Consider the following 15974-nt stretch of genomic DNA (forward strand, 5'->3'; position numbering starts at 1 on the left):
AGGGAAGCGGTGCCGGACCCCCGGCATGCCGGGGAAGCGGGTTCAGGCCGTGAGCGTGAAGGTCGAATGTACGCCTTCCGCCTGCGCCGAGGGCGCGATCCACACGTCGAACAGGCCGGGCTCGACCGTCGGTTTCAGCTCGCGGCCGATGAATTCGAGCTGCGACCGCTTGAGCACGAAGCGGACGGTCTCCGACGCGCCCGGGGCGAGCGCGACCTTACGGAATGCCTTGAGCTCACGGATGGGGCGAGTGATGCTCGCCGCGCGATCGCGGATGTAGAGCTGCACCACCTCTTCCGCTGCGCGGGAGCCGCGGTTGGTGACTGTCGCGGTGAAGGCGATCTCACCGTCCCAGGCGAGATTGCCCTGGTCGGGGGTCAGGCCAGCATATTCGATCTTGCCGTAGGTCAAGCCGTGGCCGAACGGGTAGAGCGCCGAGTTCGGGATCGAGCGATAGTGGGTCTTGTACTCCTCGAGCTTGGCGTCGCTCGGGTTGGGGCGGCCGGTCGGCTTGTGGGAATAGTAGAAGGGCTGCTGGCCCGGCTCGCGCGGGAAGCTCATCGGCAGGCGGCCCGAGGGGCTGTAGTCGCCGAACAGGACGTCGGCGATGGCGTTGCCGCTCTCCGACCCCAGGAACCAGGTGACGAGGATCGCGGGAGCGTTCTTCACGGCACCTTCGAGCGCGAGCGCGCGGCCGTTCTTGAGGATGACGATCACCGGCTTGCCCACCGCGGCGACCGCCTCGGCCAGCGCCTGCTGGGGTTCGGGGACGGTGATACTGGTGCGCGACTGCGCCTCGCCCGACATGCGCTCGCTCTCGCCGATCGCGAGCAGGACGACATCGGCGTTGCGCGCCGCAGCGACCGCGGCGTCGATCCCGCCAGCGAGCGGCGCCTCGACCTCCGAGCCCTCGACCACAGTGATCTGCGCACTCTTGCCGAGCGCGTTGTGCACGCCGGTCTCGAGGTCGATGGCGAGCTTGTTGTCGCCATAGACGCACCACGGGCCGTTGAGGTCGTGCTGGCCGGCGGCGAACGGGCCGATGATCGCGATCTTCTGCCCACCCTTGCGCAGCGGGAGGATATCGCCCTCGTTCTTGAGGAGGACGATCGATTTCCTGGCCATCTCGCGCGACAATGCCAGCGTTGTCTTGTTGCGGCTGCGCGCAGCCTCGCGCTTCTCGTCGATGCGGCGGAACGGGTTCTCGAACAGGCCGAGCGCGGCCTTGATCGCCAGCACCTTGCGCACCGAGGCGTCGAGCCGCTCCATCGGCACTTCGCCCTTCTCGACCAGGTCGGGCAGGTGGTCGCGGTAGAAGCCGCTGGTCATGCTCATGTCGACCCCGGCCAGGAAGGCGAGCTTGGTCGCCTCGCGCGCGTCGGCGGCGAAGCCGTGCGCGATCATCTCCATGTCGCCGGTGTAATCGGACACGACGAAGCCCTGATAGCCCCATTCGTCGCGCAGCACCTTGCGCATCAGCCATTCGTTGCCGGTGGCGGGGATGCCCGACAACTCGTTGAACGAGGCCATCGCCGACAGCGCGCCGGCGTTGAAGGCGGACTGGAAGGGCGGGAAATAGATCTCGCGCAGCGTGCGCTCCGAGACGTCGACGGTGTTGTAGTCGAGCCCCGCCTCGGCCGCGCCATAGGCGGCGAAATGCTTGGCGCAGGCCATCATCGTGTCGATCGCCTTGAGGCTGGCGCCCTGGAAGCCGCGCACGCGCGCCGCGGCGAAGAGGTTGCCGAGATGCACGTCCTCGCCCGCGCCCTCCATCGTGCGACCCCAGCGCTGGTCGCGCGAGATGTCGACCATCGGCGCGAAGGTCCAGTCGATGCCCGCGGCGGCCGCTTCATAGGACGCGGCCCTGGCGGTCTTCTCGGCCAGCGCGGGCTCGAAGCTCGCGGCTTCGCCGACGGGGACTGGGAAGATGGTGCGGTGACCGTGGATGATGTCGGCGGCGAAGATCAGCGGGATCTTGAGCCGCGATTCCTTGACCGCGGCGGTCTGCATGATCCGGCACATGTGCGTGCCGCTGCCGTTGAACACGCCGGTGAGCATGCCCTTGCGGACTTCCTCGACCTGCTGCTCGAAGTTCGCGTTCGAGCCGCTGGCGGGATTGATCACAGTGCTGCCGCCCCAGGCCGAAGCCATCAGGCTGAGCTGCCCGGCCTTCTCTGCCAGCGTCATCTTGGCGACCAGCGCATCGATGAAGGCGGGCACCTCGACGCTCGCCGCCTGCTGCATGAGCGCGCGCGCCGGGCTGTGCAGCCACGCCGCGATCGCGCCGGCGCCCATCAGCGCCGCGCGGCGGGAAATCCGGGTGTCGAGCATCTCTTGTCCTCTCCTGAACGCATCGCGCCAGCGACAGCGCGGGGGGAATGCGAATGGAACGCCGCCCTATTTGCAAGGCCCCCTTTTCCAGGCCCCGGTTTTAGGGTTGTCGCGGTAAACCGTAACCGGTTACATGCCGTCGAACGAACCAATTTGCAATCGCGAATGATCCGCCCGAATACGGTTACCGCAACCTGGGGGGAGAGAGGGTGAATGGCCGAGGCGACGATCCGCGACGTGGCGCGCCGGGCGCAGGTATCGATCGCATCGGTATCGCGCGCGCTGAACGGGCTTGGCAATGTCCGGGAGGAGACGCGCGAGCGGGTGATCGCCGCCGCCGCCGAGCTCGGCTATGTGCCGCATGCCGGCGCGCGCAGCCTGAGTCTCGCGCGTGCCTATGCCGTGGGCGTGGTGCTGCCCGACCTGCACGGCGAATTCTTCAGCGAGTTCGTGCGCGGCATGGACCGCGAGGCGAGCCGGCGCGGCTATGTGCTGCTGCTGTCCAACATCCATGACGAGAGCGAGCAGGCTGCGAACGCGCTGAAGGCGATGCGCGGGCGCGTCGACGGGCTGATCGTGATGGCGCCGCACCTTGGCGCCGGGATGCTGCGCGCGGCGCTGCCGCCGACGCTGCCGTCGCTGTTCATCAACGGGCCCGAAGAAATCGACGACCGGCCGACGCTGCGCCTCGACAATGTGGGAGCCATGGACGCGATGGTCGCGCACCTGGTCGCCAACGGGCACCGGCGGATCGTCCATGTCGCGGGGCCGGAAGGCAATGTCGACGCGCGCGAACGCGTCGAGGGCTATCGCGCCGCGATGGCCCGGCATGCGCCCGATGTCGAGCCGTTGATCGTGGCGGGGGATTTCTCCGAGGAAGGCGGCGAAGCGGCGATCCGGACGATCCGGAAAAACGCGATTCCCTGTGACGCGGTGTTCGCGGCGAACGACATGATGGCGATCGGCTGCCTCCAGGCGCTGAAAGCCGCGGGGATCGACGTGCCGGGCGAGATCGCGGTCGCCGGCTTCGACGACGTTCCGCTGGCGCGCTACCTCGGCGTCACCACGGTGCGCGTGCGAATCGCCGAGATGGGCGCGCGCGCGATCGAGCGGCTGATCGACATACTCGAAGGCGGGCCGGCGGACGATCGCGCGGAACGCCACAGCGCCGAGCTGGTGGTGCGGGACACCACAGCGGCGCGGCCCTGACTTCAAGCAAGCTCACGAGAGGAACCCGTTCATGCGTATTCCCGTCACCCGCCGTTCGCTGCTCGCCGCACCCGCCCTCGGCGCTCTCGCCGTGCCCGCCACTGCGCGGCCGCTGCTTGCGCAGACCACGAAGCCCGCGCTGCCGGACTGGTATGCCGATCTCGAGCGGCGCACCTTCGACTTCTTCTGGGAGCTGGCCAACCGCAAGAATGGGCTGGTGCCCGATCGCTGGCCGACCCCGGCCTTCTGCTCGATCGCGTCGGTGGGCTATGCGCTCGGCGCTTATCCGATCGGTGTCGAGCGCGGCTGGGTGACGCGCGCTGCGGCGGCCGAGCTGACGCGGACCACGCTGCGCTTCTTCTGGAACGCGCCGCAGGGGTCCGAGCCGACGGGCAAGACCGGGCACAAGGGCTTCTTCTATCACTTCATCGACATGGAGACCGGGCATCGCTTCCGGAATGTCGAGCTGTCGAGCGTCGACACCACCATCCTGTTCATGGGCATCCTGTTCGCCGCCGAGTATTTCGATGCCGACAACGCTGTCGAGACCGAGATCCGCAAACTCGCCGTCGATATCTATGCGCGCGCCGACTGGAATTTCTTCCGCAGCGACGGGCGCGCGGCGATCTCGATGGGCTGGCACCCCGAGACCGGCCTGATCCCCGCCAATTGGACCGGATATAACGAGGGCATGTTCGTCTATGTCCTCGCGCTCGCATCGCCGACGCACGCGGTGCCGGCGAACAGCTGGGAGGCGTGGACCGCGAAATATGCGCAGTGCTGGCGCGGCACGGGCGACACCCGCCACCTCGCCTTCGCGCCGCTGTTCGGCCACCAGTACAGCCATATCTGGATCGATTTCCGCGGCATCCGCGACAAGCCGATGCGCGAGGCCGGGCTCGACTATTTCGAGAACAGCCGCCGCGCGACCTATGCCAACCGCGCCTACTGCATCGCCAACCCGATGGGCTGGAGCGGCTATTCGAAGGACATCTGGGGCCTCACCGCGTGCGACGGGCCAGGCAACTACCAGATCCCGTTCAAGGGCAGGACGGCAACCTTCTACGGTTATGCGGCGCGCGGGCCGCTCGGCCAGCCCGACGAGCGCGACGACGGCACGATCGCGCCGACCGCGGCGCTGGGCTCGCTGCCCTTCGCGCCCGAGATCGTGGTCCCGGCCGCCCAGGCGCTGCGCCAATCGCCAGGGCTCTACGCCAAATATGGCTTTCTCGACGCGATCAACCCGAGTTTCACCTGGACCGACAAGAAGCTCGAGGTCGGCAGGATCAATGGCGCACATGGCTGGCTCGGCACCGATTATATCGGCATCGACCAGGGTCCGATCCTGCTCCAGGCGGCGAACTATCGCAGCGACTTCGTATGGAAGCGGATGCGGGGATCCAAGGTGATCCGGCGCGGGCTGGAGCTGGCCGGGTTCACCGGGGGATGGTTGGCGGAATGAAGCTCCATTCCTCCCCCCGGGGGACCGCCGAAGGCGGTGGAGGGGTAGTTTCGGCAAGCGGTGCCGCGTGGGGAGAATACCCCTCCGTCAGCGCTACGCGCTGCCACCTCCCCCTCCGGGGGAGGATTTGAAAACTAGCGCATCCGCACCGGCTTGCTGCGCTTCGACACGCCGGTCTCGTTGAACGCCTCGACCGCGGCATAATAGCCGACGTCGACGTTCAGCGCGCGCAGGTCCTGCTTGCCGGTCTCGCCGCTACCGAGCTCGTCGGCGAAGACCTGATAAGTCAGCGTCAGGCGGTCGGGGCGCACGCCCCACATGACGTTGTAGCCCACCGCGCCAGGCACCTTGCGCCAGCTGATGCGGGCATTGCGCTGGTCCTTCTCGCGCACCGCCGTGACGCCGCCGGGGAGCGCAGGCGCGGCGCCCCCGGCATTGCCGAACACGCGCAGGTCGTTGATCGCGAGATGCGCGCCGCCGACATGGCCGTGGACGTAGCGGACGTAGCGGACCTTGGCCGGCGCCTCGAGCTGGAAATAGGCGTTGGGACGGTCGCGACGCGGGCCCTCGGTTTCGGCGAGCTTCGACCAGCGCTTGCCGTCGGCGGAGCCCTCGAGACGGAACTCGGTATAGATATCGGGCGCGTCGCCGAAGCGGCCGGACTTGTAGTCGGCGAAATTGACCTGGATCGCACGGACGGTCTTCACGGCGCCAAGGTCCATCGTCAGCGTCTCTCCGGGATTCCGACTCTGCGCGACCCAGAAGGTGCGCGGATTCTCGTCGGCGGCGCGGCTGGCGTCATATTCGCCGAGCGTCGAGGAGGCGACGAGCTGCTTGCGGTAGGAGAGCAGCATCCAGCCGGTGAACAGCGACTCGATGTCATCGACCTTGCTCTCGGGCGCCCAGTGCGGGAAGTCGCCGAAGCGCGCCGAGGACCACATCTGCCCGTCCGCCTCGAAGCGCGTCGGGAACATGTTGATACGCCGCTCGAAGGTCCAGTTGTGGCCGAGCCAGGGCGTGCCGGTGTTCCACCAGTTGCCGTGATTGTCCGCGAAGGTCGAGCCGTGGCCCGCGCCCTCGACGAAGCCGCCAGGCTTGTAGGCGACCGGGTTCCACGGCGCATATTCCCATGGGCCGAGCGGCGATTTCGAGGTGTAGGTGCCGTTAGCATAGGCGTTATACTCGGTGCCCGGCGCGCCGTATTGGAGATAATAGGTGCCGGCGACCTTGGTCATCCAGGCGCCCTCCATGAACGGCTTGATCGGCGTGCCGTTGGGCAGGCCGCCCGAATGATCCTGGCCGAAGCGCTCCCAGCCATGCTGGTCGGGATGGAGCTTGAACATCTCCTTGGCCGGGCCCTTGTAGACCAGGCGGTCGTCCTTGAACTCGATCTCGAGCCCGTAGAGCGGGAAGACGTTGGACGAGTTCCAGTAGAGATACCATTTGCCGTCATCGTCGAGGAACAATGCCGGATCCCATGGACCGGGCGGGATCTCGCCGGGCTTCATCTTCTCCTCCTCGCCGGGACGGACCTGGCCGGGAAGACGCGGCATGCGGCGGACGAAATAGTCGAGCCGGCCGGTCTCGGGCGCGTCGGTGACGTAGATCGCGCCGGGCTCCATCATCGAGGGCATGAGGTAGAGCCGCTCGCCGTCGGACCAGGCGGCGGGGGCGACGAAGCTGTCATTCTCCCAACGGCTGGGCGTGATGAAGGTCCAGTCGACCAGGTTGGTCGAGCGCCAATAGCCATCGGCAAGCGTCTGGAAGAGGTAGAAGGCGCCCTTGTGCCGGATGATCACCGGATCGGCGCCGGTGCGGTAGGAAATGCCCTCGTTCAATTGCTCGAAATTGTAGCGGTAATCGATGTCGATCGGGTTGGCGTAGCTGCGCTTGCCCGGCTGCGCGCTCGCCGCGGTGGCGACCAGGGCGGTCAGCGCGACCGTCAGCAGGGGAGCGTACTTGAACATCGGGCGGTTCCTCAGTGGGTGCGAATGAACAGGTTGGCGGTGAGCCGACCCTGGCGCGGGTCGGCGCTCAGCTTCATGCCATGGGGGATGATTCCCGAATGGAGCAGCGCGCCGCGATAGATGACGAGCCGGTCGGGCACCGCATCGATCCGCCCGATCTGCTCGAAATGCGCGTTGTTGGCATTGGTGTAGCCGGCGAGGCCCTCGCTCTCGGCCTTGGCGGCGGCGACGAAGGCGTCGCGATTTGCCTCGGTCACCAGCTCGATCCCGGTCGAGCGCTGGCGGTAGAAGGCCGTGCCGGTGCCGGGCGTGTCCGCGAGATAGTGGAGCACGGCGATGTAGTTGGGATCGGTCGAGTCGAAATGCGGCGCGCGCTGGGGAGGCGTAAGCGTCTCCGGCGGCGCGGTGACGATCGAGAAGCTCGCCTCGAGCAAGTCGAAGCCGTCGGCATCGAACGCCCCGCCGATGAACGGCGCGGCGGCCTCGAGCAGGCGGAAGGCATAGGCAACCGCATCGGCATCGGCCTGGGTGAAGATGCGGCGCAGGCCGGGATAATAGGTCTGGCTCGGCGGGAATGGCGCGAGGCGGGCGGCGATCGCGATGACCGCAGCGGGATCGCCGGTTGCGCCGTCCACCGTGACGACGGGCTGACGGCTCTCACCGACGCGGTGCAGCTCGGGTTTCACTTGCCCTCCCTCGCCGAAGAAAAGGGGAAGGAAGCGATCTTGCCTCCCTCCCCGATTATGCCATGCCGATCCGAAGATCAGAACTTGTACTTGAGGCCCGCCTGGAAGGTACGGGCATAACCAACGGTATTGGTCTCTTCGCGCGTGGGATTGGGGCCGCTGCCGGCACCCCATGTCGAATAGCTGCGGTTGACCCAGTCGAAGACGTTGAACACCTCGAAGTCCGCGGTGAGCTCGCCACCGACCAAGGGCATCTTGAATGTCTTGGCGACGCGCAGGTCGAGATTCTTGTAGGCGATCTTCTGCTTGGGCGAGAAGACGCCGGCGTCGTTGTAGTAGAAGCAGCCGCCGCAGTTCGGCGGCGGCGTCCGGGTGAAGTCGACATTGCCGAAGCGCGGCCCGGAGGCGAGCGTCAGCGTGCCCGCAACCTGGAAGCCCCAGGGCAGGTCGCCGATGCCGGTGGCGACGAAGCGCCAGCGTTCGAGGTTACGAGTCGGCTGCCAACCAAACGCGTCCTGCTTGCCCGCGTTGAACATCTGCCCTTCGTCGAACGAGATCGCCTGATTCGACTTCGCGTCCGAGATGGTGAGCGTCGCGGTGGCGCCCCAGCCCGAGTCCTTGGTGTAAGTCTTGTCAGCGGTCAGATAGAGCGCGGTGTACTTGGCCTTGCCCTCGCTCGACCCGATGTTGAGACGGCCGGTATAGCCCGGGACGAGGCCGTTGCCCGCCGGGAAATTGTCGCGCACCCAACCGAAACCGCCATCGGTATAGTTGCCATTGGTCTGGCGGTTGCCGCGCACGAAGATGAACGCGTTGTGCGACCGGTTGTGCGCGAGCGCCGCCGAAAGCTGGACCGGCCCGAGCCGCTTGCGTACGCCGAGCGTGAACTGATCGGTATAGGGCACCTTGGCGTCATTGTTGATCACCCAGATGTCACCGCTGAGCCCGGTCTGGGCGACCGCGGCGCGCAGCGCTTCGGGATCGCGATAGGCCTCGTTCCACTGGAGCAGGCCGGCGCCGCACGCCGGGAGGCCGGCCGCGCCGCAGAAGTTCACCGAAGCGTCGCTGCGGATGTTGTTGAACAGCGTCTCGAGCGAGGCGAGGTAGAAGATGTTGCGATCGTAGTAGCGGCCAGCGCCGGCGAACAAGATCAGATCGCGATCGCTATGGACGTCGTAGGAGACGCCGAGGCGCGGCTGGAACGCGCCCAGGAACGGTTTCCGCTTGGTTCCGTCGGTGATGTAATCCTCGGGATCGATGCCGGCGGCCTGCCACGGCTGGTAGTTGCGCAACGCGGTCGCGACCTTCTCCGGCGTGTGGTAGTTGTTATTGAAATTGTTGCTTTCATAGTCCCAGCGCAGGCCGAGATTGACGGTCCAGTGATCGTCGATCGTCCAGTCGTCCTGCAGGAACAGGCCAACTTGGACATTGTCCGCCTCCATCGGCGTCGGGGGAAGCAGCGAGATCGTGGCGCGATAGGGAATGCTGGAATCTTCATTGACGAACCGCTGATAGGCGAAACGGTACGCGCCATTGGCAAAGGCGTCCTCGATGCGCCGCAGCGTGTTCATCGAGATCTTGATGCCGGTCTTCACCACATGGTTGTCCCAGCCGGTGTAGGTGAAGTTGTTCTTGAAGGTGAAGCTTTCCTGCTCGTTTATCTGCTGGAACGAATTCGCGCCGAAGAAGAACAGGTCACCGCCACTGGGATCGTTCGGGTCGTTGTCCGGAGGACCATCGACGAGGCCGTCACCGTCATCGTCGAAGCCCGGTGCGCCGTTGGTCAGCACATATTCCGGCCCCTCCGTGATCGTCGGCGTGCCCGTGAAATTGCTGAAATAGCTGAACGTCAGCTCGTTGAGGAAGCCTTCGCCGCGATGGCTCCATTCGAGCTGATAATTCTTGCTTTCGGTCCCGACGTCGCGACCCTGCTCGAACGCGCGATTGTCGCCATAGTCCTTGACGTCAGTTTCCTTGCGCAGGAAGTAGCTGGCGCTGATGGTGTCAGCATCCGACGCGAACAGGGTCAGCTTGCCGAAATACAGGTCCTGCTTGAAATCCGCGGCGAAGTTGCCGCCGAAGCGGTCGCGGATACCACCCGGCAACAGCGCGGCCGGATTGACGATCTTCGCGGGGCTGGTCTGGCGCGTTCCTTCATAAGCCGCGAAGAAGTGCAGCACGCCGGGGATGATCGGGCCACCCAGGTCGCCGCCGAACTGCCAGCGCTTATAGTCGGGCTTGGGATTGGCGCCGGTCGGGTTGTTGACTTCGCCAGGCCGGTCGAAGAACGGACGGCCGTACCAGGATTTGGGCACGTACTTGCCGAACGCGCTGCCGTGGAAATCCTCGCCACCGGTCTTTGTGATTGCGGTGATGATCGCCGAACCGGCATTCTCGAATTCAGCCTTGAAGTTCTGCGTCTCGACGCGGAACTCCTGAATCGCGGACTGCGGGAAGGGATTGCCCTTCGAGAAGTTCTGACCGGCGACGCCGCCAAAGCCGACCTGGCTCTTCTGGCTGGTGCCGTCGATGAAGACGTTGACGTTGTTCGAGCTGACACCGCCTGCCTGGATTCCCACATTCTCACCTGCAGGCAGGGTGACGCCCGGGGCAAGCGCGGCGAAGTTCAGGAAGTTGCGGCTGGTCTGCGGCAGGCTCTCGATCTGAGCCTGGCTGACGCTGGTGCCGATCGTGGCAGTGCGCACCTCGGCGCGACCGCGCGTACCGGTGACCACGACTTCGCCACCTTCGGCGGCGGCCGCCTCCGGCGGGCCGAGATCGACATTGACGATCTGGCCGACGGGGAGCGAGACCTGCTGCGCTTCCTGACCCTCGGACTCGACGCGATAGGTGCTCGGACGCAGGCCGACCACGGTGAAGCTGCCGTCGGCGCGGGTGGTGGTGCTGACGGAGCGGCCGGTGACGGTGTCGGTGACGGTCACCGTGCTGCCCGCGCTCGCGCCCTCGACTCGACCCTGCAGGGTCGCGGTGGTCTGTGCGAAAGCGGAAGTGCTGACCATCAGCGCGGCGGCAAAGGCGCCCGCCGAGATCCCGCGGACGAGTTGTGAACGCTTGCTGCGGAAATCCCTCATCAATCTGCTCCCCTAAACCCAGTTATGTAACCGGTTACAGCGTCACCGGAGCTTTTAACATCTCCTGATACCTGCTTCACAAAGCTCTTTGTGACTACGTTGTCAATCGCCTTTTCGTGGGAGCTTGACCATGATGGGTAGGCGGGCCCGGATATACGGCATCCGGGCCACAGGCCTCATTCCCACCAATAGGGACGGCGCTTGGCGGCTCCAGTCTCGACCTCGTTCATCGTCTTGGCGTCATAGAGGCGGCCGCCGAGCATCACGCGGCTGACCTTGTCGCTGTTATGGATATCGGCGACGGGATCGGCGTCGAGCACCACCAGGTCGGCGAGCTTGCCCGGCTCAATCGAACCGATGTCCTTGGCGAAGCCGAGCGATTTCGCCGAATCGATCGTGCCCGCGCGCAGCGCCTCGACCGGCGTCATCCCGCCGCGCACGAACGACCACAGCTCCCAGTGCGGCCCGATCCCGGCCTGCTGCCCGTGCGCGCCGATCGACACCAGCTTGCCGGTCGCCGCGACCTTCTTCGCCTCGCGCGCATTGTCGTCGTCGACGAAATTGTCCTCGGGCGCCTTGGTCACGCGCATCGTGTCCGAGCGCAGCCGCGCCGGCGGGGTATGGACGAGCAGCGGGTTCTTCCACACATCGGTCGCCTGCCGCCAATAGGGATCGCCGGCGAGGCCGCCATAGCTGACGACGAGCGTCGGCGTGTAGTTGGTGTCGCCCTGCCCGAACAGCTGCAGCACGTCCTTGTAGAAGATGTCCGCAGGGACATTGTGCTCGAGCGTCGAGTTGCCGTCGGCGATCAGGTTCATGTCCATGCCGAACAGCGAGCCGCCCTCGGCCACGACCTGCATCCCCTCGGCGCGCGCCGCCGCGACGACCATCTGGCGCTGCTCGCGCCGCGGCTGGTTGTAGTTCTTCACCGAATGCGCGCCCTGCGCCTTGAGGCGGCGGACATGGGCAAGCGCGTCCTCGTAGCTGTCGATCTGCGCATAGACGTCGGCGTTCTTCGCGCCATAGACGATCTCGCCGGTCGAGAAGATGCGCGGCCCCAGGATCTTGCCGGCGCGCTGCAGCTGCTGCGCTGTGAAGACCAGGCTCGCCTGGCTCGACGGATCGTGGATCGTGGTGGTGCCGAGCGCGAGATTCTGGACCAGCGACCAGTTCTGCTGCGGCACGAGATCGTCGGTACCATAGGGGCCGTGGGCATGCGCGTCGACCAGCCCAGGGATGATCGTCTTGCCCGCGACGTCGATCGTCTTCGTGCCCGCGGGCAGCTGGATCGTAGCGGTCGGCGCGACCTGGACGATGCGGTCGCCCTCGATCACGATCGTGGCATTGTCGATGATGCCGCCGTCCGCGCCGGACATGGTGACAACGCGCGCACCGGTGAGCGCGATACGGCCTGTCGGCTTGGCGGCCTTCACTTCCATTGCGAGTGAGGTGGCGCGCGGTGTCACCGCCGGCTTGTCGCCCGGGGCTCCAGCGAAAAAGGCGCTGCGATCCGCGGTGAACAGCGTCGGGCCCATGCTCCAGTGGAGACGCGCGCCGTCGCCCGACCAGTGGATATAGTCGGCCCCGTCGGTACTGACCCGGTTCACCGGAAGCGCATCGGCCTTGGGCCCGACCGCGACCTCCTGCCCGCCGGGCATCAGCGGCATCGCGAACACCTGGTAATTCTGGCGGAAGGCGACGCTCCTGCCGTCGGGGGCGACGACATAGTCGTTGGCGAGCTCGCCGGTGGCGTGGACGCGCTTGCCCTCGCCGTGCAAATCGGTCGAGACGAGCTGGAGCTTGTCCTCGCCCGGCGCGGTCATGAACAGGCGCTCGCTCGACGCACCGAACTGCGGCCGCGCCATGCCGCGCGCGACGAGCTGTGGCGCGCCGCCCGCCGCCGCCACGCGGTACACGCCGGGATCGTCGGACCAGCCGGGCGCGGTGAGATTGCCGCCCGCCGCCTTCTCGAACACGATCGTCCGGCCATCGGGCGAGAATTGCGGGCGCGAATAGAGGCCGGGCTGGCTCGTCACGTCCTTCGCCGCGCCGCCCGACGCCGCGACGGTGCGGATGCGGCCGAGCCTGGCGTCGCTCCACTCGACGAACACGATCGACCGGCCGTCGCGCGACCAGGACGGATAGAGCTCCATGCCAGCATCTTCGGCCAGGCTGGTGAGCCGCTTGGGCGCCCCGCCCGAGACCGGCTTGATCCACAGCTTACCCATGCTCTCGAACACCACGCGACCGCCATCGGGCGAGACCGCGGCGAAGCGAGTCATTTTGGTCGTGAAGCTGGCGGGCGCGACCTCGATCTGCGGATGCGTTGCGGCGGCGACGGCGCGGCTGTCGGCGACGTGGAAGGGGATCACCGCGGCGTTCGCGCCGTCCGCATCGACGCGACGGATCTTGCCGCCCGCCCAGAAGACGATCGACTTGCTGTCGGGCGTCCAGTCCATGTTGGGATAGACGCCTGTGACCGCCCAGGTCTCCTGCACGTCCTGGTCGAGCGCGTCATAGACCTTGCGCTCCTCGCCCGAGGTCAGGTCCTTGACGTAGAGCTTCGACTTGGTCGCCTCGCGGCGGACGAAGGCGATCTTCCTGCCGTCGGGCGAGGGCGTCGGGCGCACCGAGCCGCCAAGGCCGGAGACCGCGGTGGTCGTCTCGCCGCTGTCGAGGTCGTAGCGCTCGATGTTGAACAGGTTGGTGTTCGAATCCTGGGCGTATTCGAAGATCGGCCCGGGGGTGATGTTGCGGGTGAAGAACACCGACTTGCCGTCGGCGGCATAGACCGGCTCGCCCAGCTCCTTCTGCACCTTCTCACTGGCGCGCTTGACCAGCTTGACCCCGCTGCCGCCCGAGACGTGGTAGAGCCACACCTCGCCCGTACCGAGCGAGCGGCCCGTCGTGAAATGCTTCTTGGCGACGAGATACTGGCCGTCGGGCGACCAGCTTGGCTGGTTCAAGAGCCGGAAATCCTCCTTGGTGAGCTGCTTCTTGTCGCTGCCGTCGGCGTTCATCAGCCAGATATTGTCGCCGCCGCCGCGATCCGAGGTGAAGGCGATGCGGCGGCCGTCGGGCGAGAAGCGCGGATGGACTTCCCAGGCCAGCCCCTCGGCAATCCGCGTCGGCGTGCCGCCCGCGATCGGCATGGTATAGATGTCGCCGAGCAGGGTGAAGGCGATCGTCCTGCCATCGGGCGCGACATCGACGTCGATCCAGGTGCCTTCGTCGGTGTCGATCGCCGCCTGCTTGAGTGCCGCACCCTGCGGCGCGTTGACGTCCCATTTGGGCTTTTCGGCCGGCTTGTCCTGCGCCTGGGCCTGACCAAGGGCGAAAAGCGCGGCGAGGACGCCGGCGACCGTGTGACGCATCCGAAAGCTCCCTGAACCTGTTGCGGGCGGGAGTGGTAACGGGCGAAACAGCCCGCGTCATCTGCGCTTGGTCGAAAAGCTAGCGCCGCAGCAGGAAGACGGCGTGCTCGGCGAGGAAATTGGCGGCGGCGGACGTGGTCCGCGAACCATTCGAGAGGAACCAGGCCTGCTCGACGGTGATGCCGCGCTCGCGGACATAGGCGCGGAAGTCGTCGATCGTGACGTGATGGATGTTGGGCGTTTCGTACCAAGCGACCGGCAGCAGCCGAGTCACCGGCATCCTCCCGCCCCACAGCAGCGACACGCGCACGCGCCAATGCGCGAAATTGGGGAAGGAGACGACCGCTCGCTCGCCGATGCGCAGCAGGTGATCGAGCACCACATGCGGACGCATTGTAGTCTGCAGCGTCTGGCTGAGGATGGCATAGTCGAAGCTTGCGTCGGGATAGTCGGCAAGATCGGTGTCGGCATCGCCCTGGATCACCGACAGGCCATGCGACACCGCGGTGGCAACGTTATGCGGGTCGATCTCGAGCCCGCGCGCGTCGCAGTCGCGATAGTCGCGCAAGGCGGCCATCAGCGCGCCGTCCCCGCAGCCGACGTCGAGGACGCGGCTTCCCCGCTCCACGTTCTGGAAGATGATCGACAGGTCCGGGCGGAGGTTCGGGGGCCCGGGGGTCAGCATTAGGCGGTCGCTGATCTTCATGGCTCCCCCGCGCGCAGAAACCCGTCCACAACCCGGTTCAATTCCGGCGCATCCAGCAGAAACGCGTCGTGGCCATAAGGTGAGCTCAGCTCGACGAAGCTGACCGGCGCGCCGGCGGCGTTGAGCGCGTGGACGATCGCGCGCGACTCCCGCGTGGGATAGAGCCAGTCAGTGTCGAAGCTGACCAGGCAGAAGCGCGCCCTGGTCTCGCGAAAGGCGTTGGCGAGCGTGCCGCCATGCTCCTCGGCGAGGTCGAAATAGTCCATGGCTCGCGTGATGTAGAGATAGGCGTTGGCGTCGAACCGGTCGACGAAGCTCAGGCCCTGGTGGCGCAGATAGGATTCGATCTGGAAGTCGGCGTCGAAGCCGAACGACTTGGCCTCACGCGCCTGCAGCCGTCGCCCGAACTTCTCGGTCAGGCCGGCCTCGGAGAGATAAGTGATGTGCGCCGCCATGCGCGCGACGGCGAGGCCGGCGGCGGGCGGTTCGCCGTCATAATAGGCGCCGCCGTTCCAGCGCGGATCGGCCATCACCGCCTGGCGGCCGACCTCGTGGAAGGCGATGTTCTGCGCCGAATGGCGCGCGGTCGAGGCGATCACCACCGCGGCCTCGACGCGGTCGGGAAAGGTCGCGGGCCAGCTCAGCGCCTGCATGCCCCCCATCGAGCCGCCGACCACCGCCTTCAGCCGGCCGACGCCGAGATGGTCGAGCAGCATCGCCTGGGCACGCACCATGTCGCGGATCGTGATCACCGGGAAGCGCATGCCCCAGGGCTGGCTGGTCGCGGGGTTGACCGTGGCCGGGCCCGACGTGCCCATGCAGCTGCCCAGCACATTGGCGCAGACGATGAAGTGGCGCTCGGGATCGACCGGCTTACCGGCACCCACCATGCGCGTCCACCAGCCCGGCTTGCCCGTCACCGGGTGCGGCGAGGCGACATGCTGGTCGCCGGTCAGCGCGTGGCAGATGAGGATCGCATTGCCGCCATCGGGCGTGAGATTGCCATAGGTCTCGTAGGCGATCTCGACCGGCGAGAGCAGCACGCCGCCGTCGAGCCGCAGCGGCCCGGGCAGGGTGACGTGGCGCGAGAGGCCGAAACGCGGGTCGTCGGACATGCGCGTGTGCCTAGGGGCCTCGCGGCCCGCGT

The 15974-nt window shown here is 66.7% G+C and carries 9 protein-coding genes; 2 read left to right on the forward strand and 7 right to left on the reverse strand.

Features of this window, described 5'->3' with window-relative positions; genetic code table 11:
- Nucleotides 1-42 precede the first annotated feature (42 nt).
- Nucleotides 43-2331, reverse strand: coding sequence for a glycoside hydrolase family 3 N-terminal domain-containing protein (locus OK349_RS11220; RefSeq protein ID WP_265117887.1), 2289 nt, complete (start codon nucleotides 2329-2331; stop codon nucleotides 43-45).
- A 213-nt stretch (nucleotides 2332-2544) separates the two neighbouring features.
- On the opposite strand from OK349_RS11220, the gene OK349_RS11225 reads away from it, so the two are divergent.
- Both OK349_RS11225 and OK349_RS11230 read left to right on the forward strand, forming a co-directional pair.
- Nucleotides 2545-3540 carry a LacI family DNA-binding transcriptional regulator gene (locus OK349_RS11225; protein WP_265117888.1) on the forward strand — a complete coding sequence of 332 codons (996 nt, stop codon included), beginning with the start codon at nucleotides 2545-2547 and terminating at the stop codon, nucleotides 3538-3540.
- Between the two features lie 31 nt (nucleotides 3541-3571).
- The gene (locus OK349_RS11230) at nucleotides 3572-5002 is read left to right on the forward strand and encodes a glucoamylase family protein (protein WP_265117889.1); all 1431 of its coding nucleotides are present in this window, start codon (nucleotides 3572-3574) and stop codon (nucleotides 5000-5002) included.
- Nucleotides 5003-5136: 134 nt separating this feature from the next.
- On the opposite strand, the gene OK349_RS11235 is transcribed toward OK349_RS11230, so the two are convergent.
- The 6 genes from OK349_RS11235 to OK349_RS11260 form a co-directional block, all read right to left on the reverse strand.
- Nucleotides 5137-6969, reverse strand: a complete 1833-nt coding sequence (locus OK349_RS11235) for a family 43 glycosylhydrolase (RefSeq protein ID WP_265117890.1) — start codon at nucleotides 6967-6969, stop codon at nucleotides 5137-5139.
- Between the two features lie 11 nt (nucleotides 6970-6980).
- Nucleotides 6981-7655, reverse strand: coding sequence for a DUF6445 family protein (locus OK349_RS11240; protein ID WP_265117891.1), 675 nt, complete (start codon nucleotides 7653-7655; stop codon nucleotides 6981-6983).
- Nucleotides 7656-7732: 77 nt separating this feature from the next.
- Nucleotides 7733-10747 (reverse strand): TonB-dependent receptor, encoded by a 3015-nt coding sequence (locus OK349_RS11245; RefSeq protein WP_265117892.1) that lies wholly within the window; start codon nucleotides 10745-10747, stop codon nucleotides 7733-7735.
- A gap of 176 nt (nucleotides 10748-10923) precedes the next feature.
- Nucleotides 10924-14121 carry an amidohydrolase family protein gene (locus tag OK349_RS11250; RefSeq protein WP_265117893.1) on the reverse strand — a complete coding sequence of 1066 codons (3198 nt, stop codon included), beginning with the start codon at nucleotides 14119-14121 and terminating at the stop codon, nucleotides 10924-10926.
- 79 nt (nucleotides 14122-14200) lie between these two features.
- The gene (gene metW / locus OK349_RS11255; RefSeq protein WP_265117894.1) at nucleotides 14201-14827 is read right to left on the reverse strand and encodes a methionine biosynthesis protein MetW; all 627 of its coding nucleotides are present in this window, start codon (nucleotides 14825-14827) and stop codon (nucleotides 14201-14203) included.
- Nucleotides 14824-15942 carry a homoserine O-acetyltransferase MetX gene (locus tag OK349_RS11260; RefSeq protein WP_265117895.1) on the reverse strand — a complete coding sequence of 373 codons (1119 nt, stop codon included), beginning with the start codon at nucleotides 15940-15942 and terminating at the stop codon, nucleotides 14824-14826. The genes metW and OK349_RS11260 overlap by 4 nt, the downstream gene beginning before the upstream one ends.
- Nucleotides 15943-15974 lie beyond the last annotated feature (32 nt).

Origin of the sequence: Sphingomonas sp. BT-65 (assembly GCF_026107375.2) — a bacterium.
Classification (GTDB): Bacteria; Pseudomonadota; Alphaproteobacteria; order Sphingomonadales; family Sphingomonadaceae; genus Sphingomonas.

What these genes read in the sequence shown, in the direction of transcription:
- OK349_RS11220 (WP_265117887.1), bottom strand. Translation starts at nt 2,331, where the DNA reads ATGCTCGACACCCGGATTTCCCGCCGCGCGGCGCTGATGGGCGCCGGC.
- OK349_RS11225 (WP_265117888.1), top strand. Translation starts at nt 2,545, where the DNA reads ATGGCCGAGGCGACGATCCGCGACGTGGCGCGCCGGGCGCAGGTATCG.
- OK349_RS11230 (WP_265117889.1), top strand. Translation starts at nt 3,572, where the DNA reads ATGCGTATTCCCGTCACCCGCCGTTCGCTGCTCGCCGCACCCGCCCTC.
- OK349_RS11235 (WP_265117890.1), bottom strand. Translation starts at nt 6,969, where the DNA reads ATGTTCAAGTACGCTCCCCTGCTGACGGTCGCGCTGACCGCCCTGGTC.
- OK349_RS11245 (WP_265117892.1), bottom strand. Translation starts at nt 10,747, where the DNA reads ATGAGGGATTTCCGCAGCAAGCGTTCACAACTCGTCCGCGGGATCTCG.
- OK349_RS11250 (WP_265117893.1), bottom strand. Translation starts at nt 14,121, where the DNA reads ATGCGTCACACGGTCGCCGGCGTCCTCGCCGCGCTTTTCGCCCTTGGT.
- metW (WP_265117894.1), bottom strand. Translation starts at nt 14,827, where the DNA reads ATGAAGATCAGCGACCGCCTAATGCTGACCCCCGGGCCCCCGAACCTC.
- OK349_RS11260 (WP_265117895.1), bottom strand. Translation starts at nt 15,942, where the DNA reads ATGTCCGACGACCCGCGTTTCGGCCTCTCGCGCCACGTCACCCTGCCC.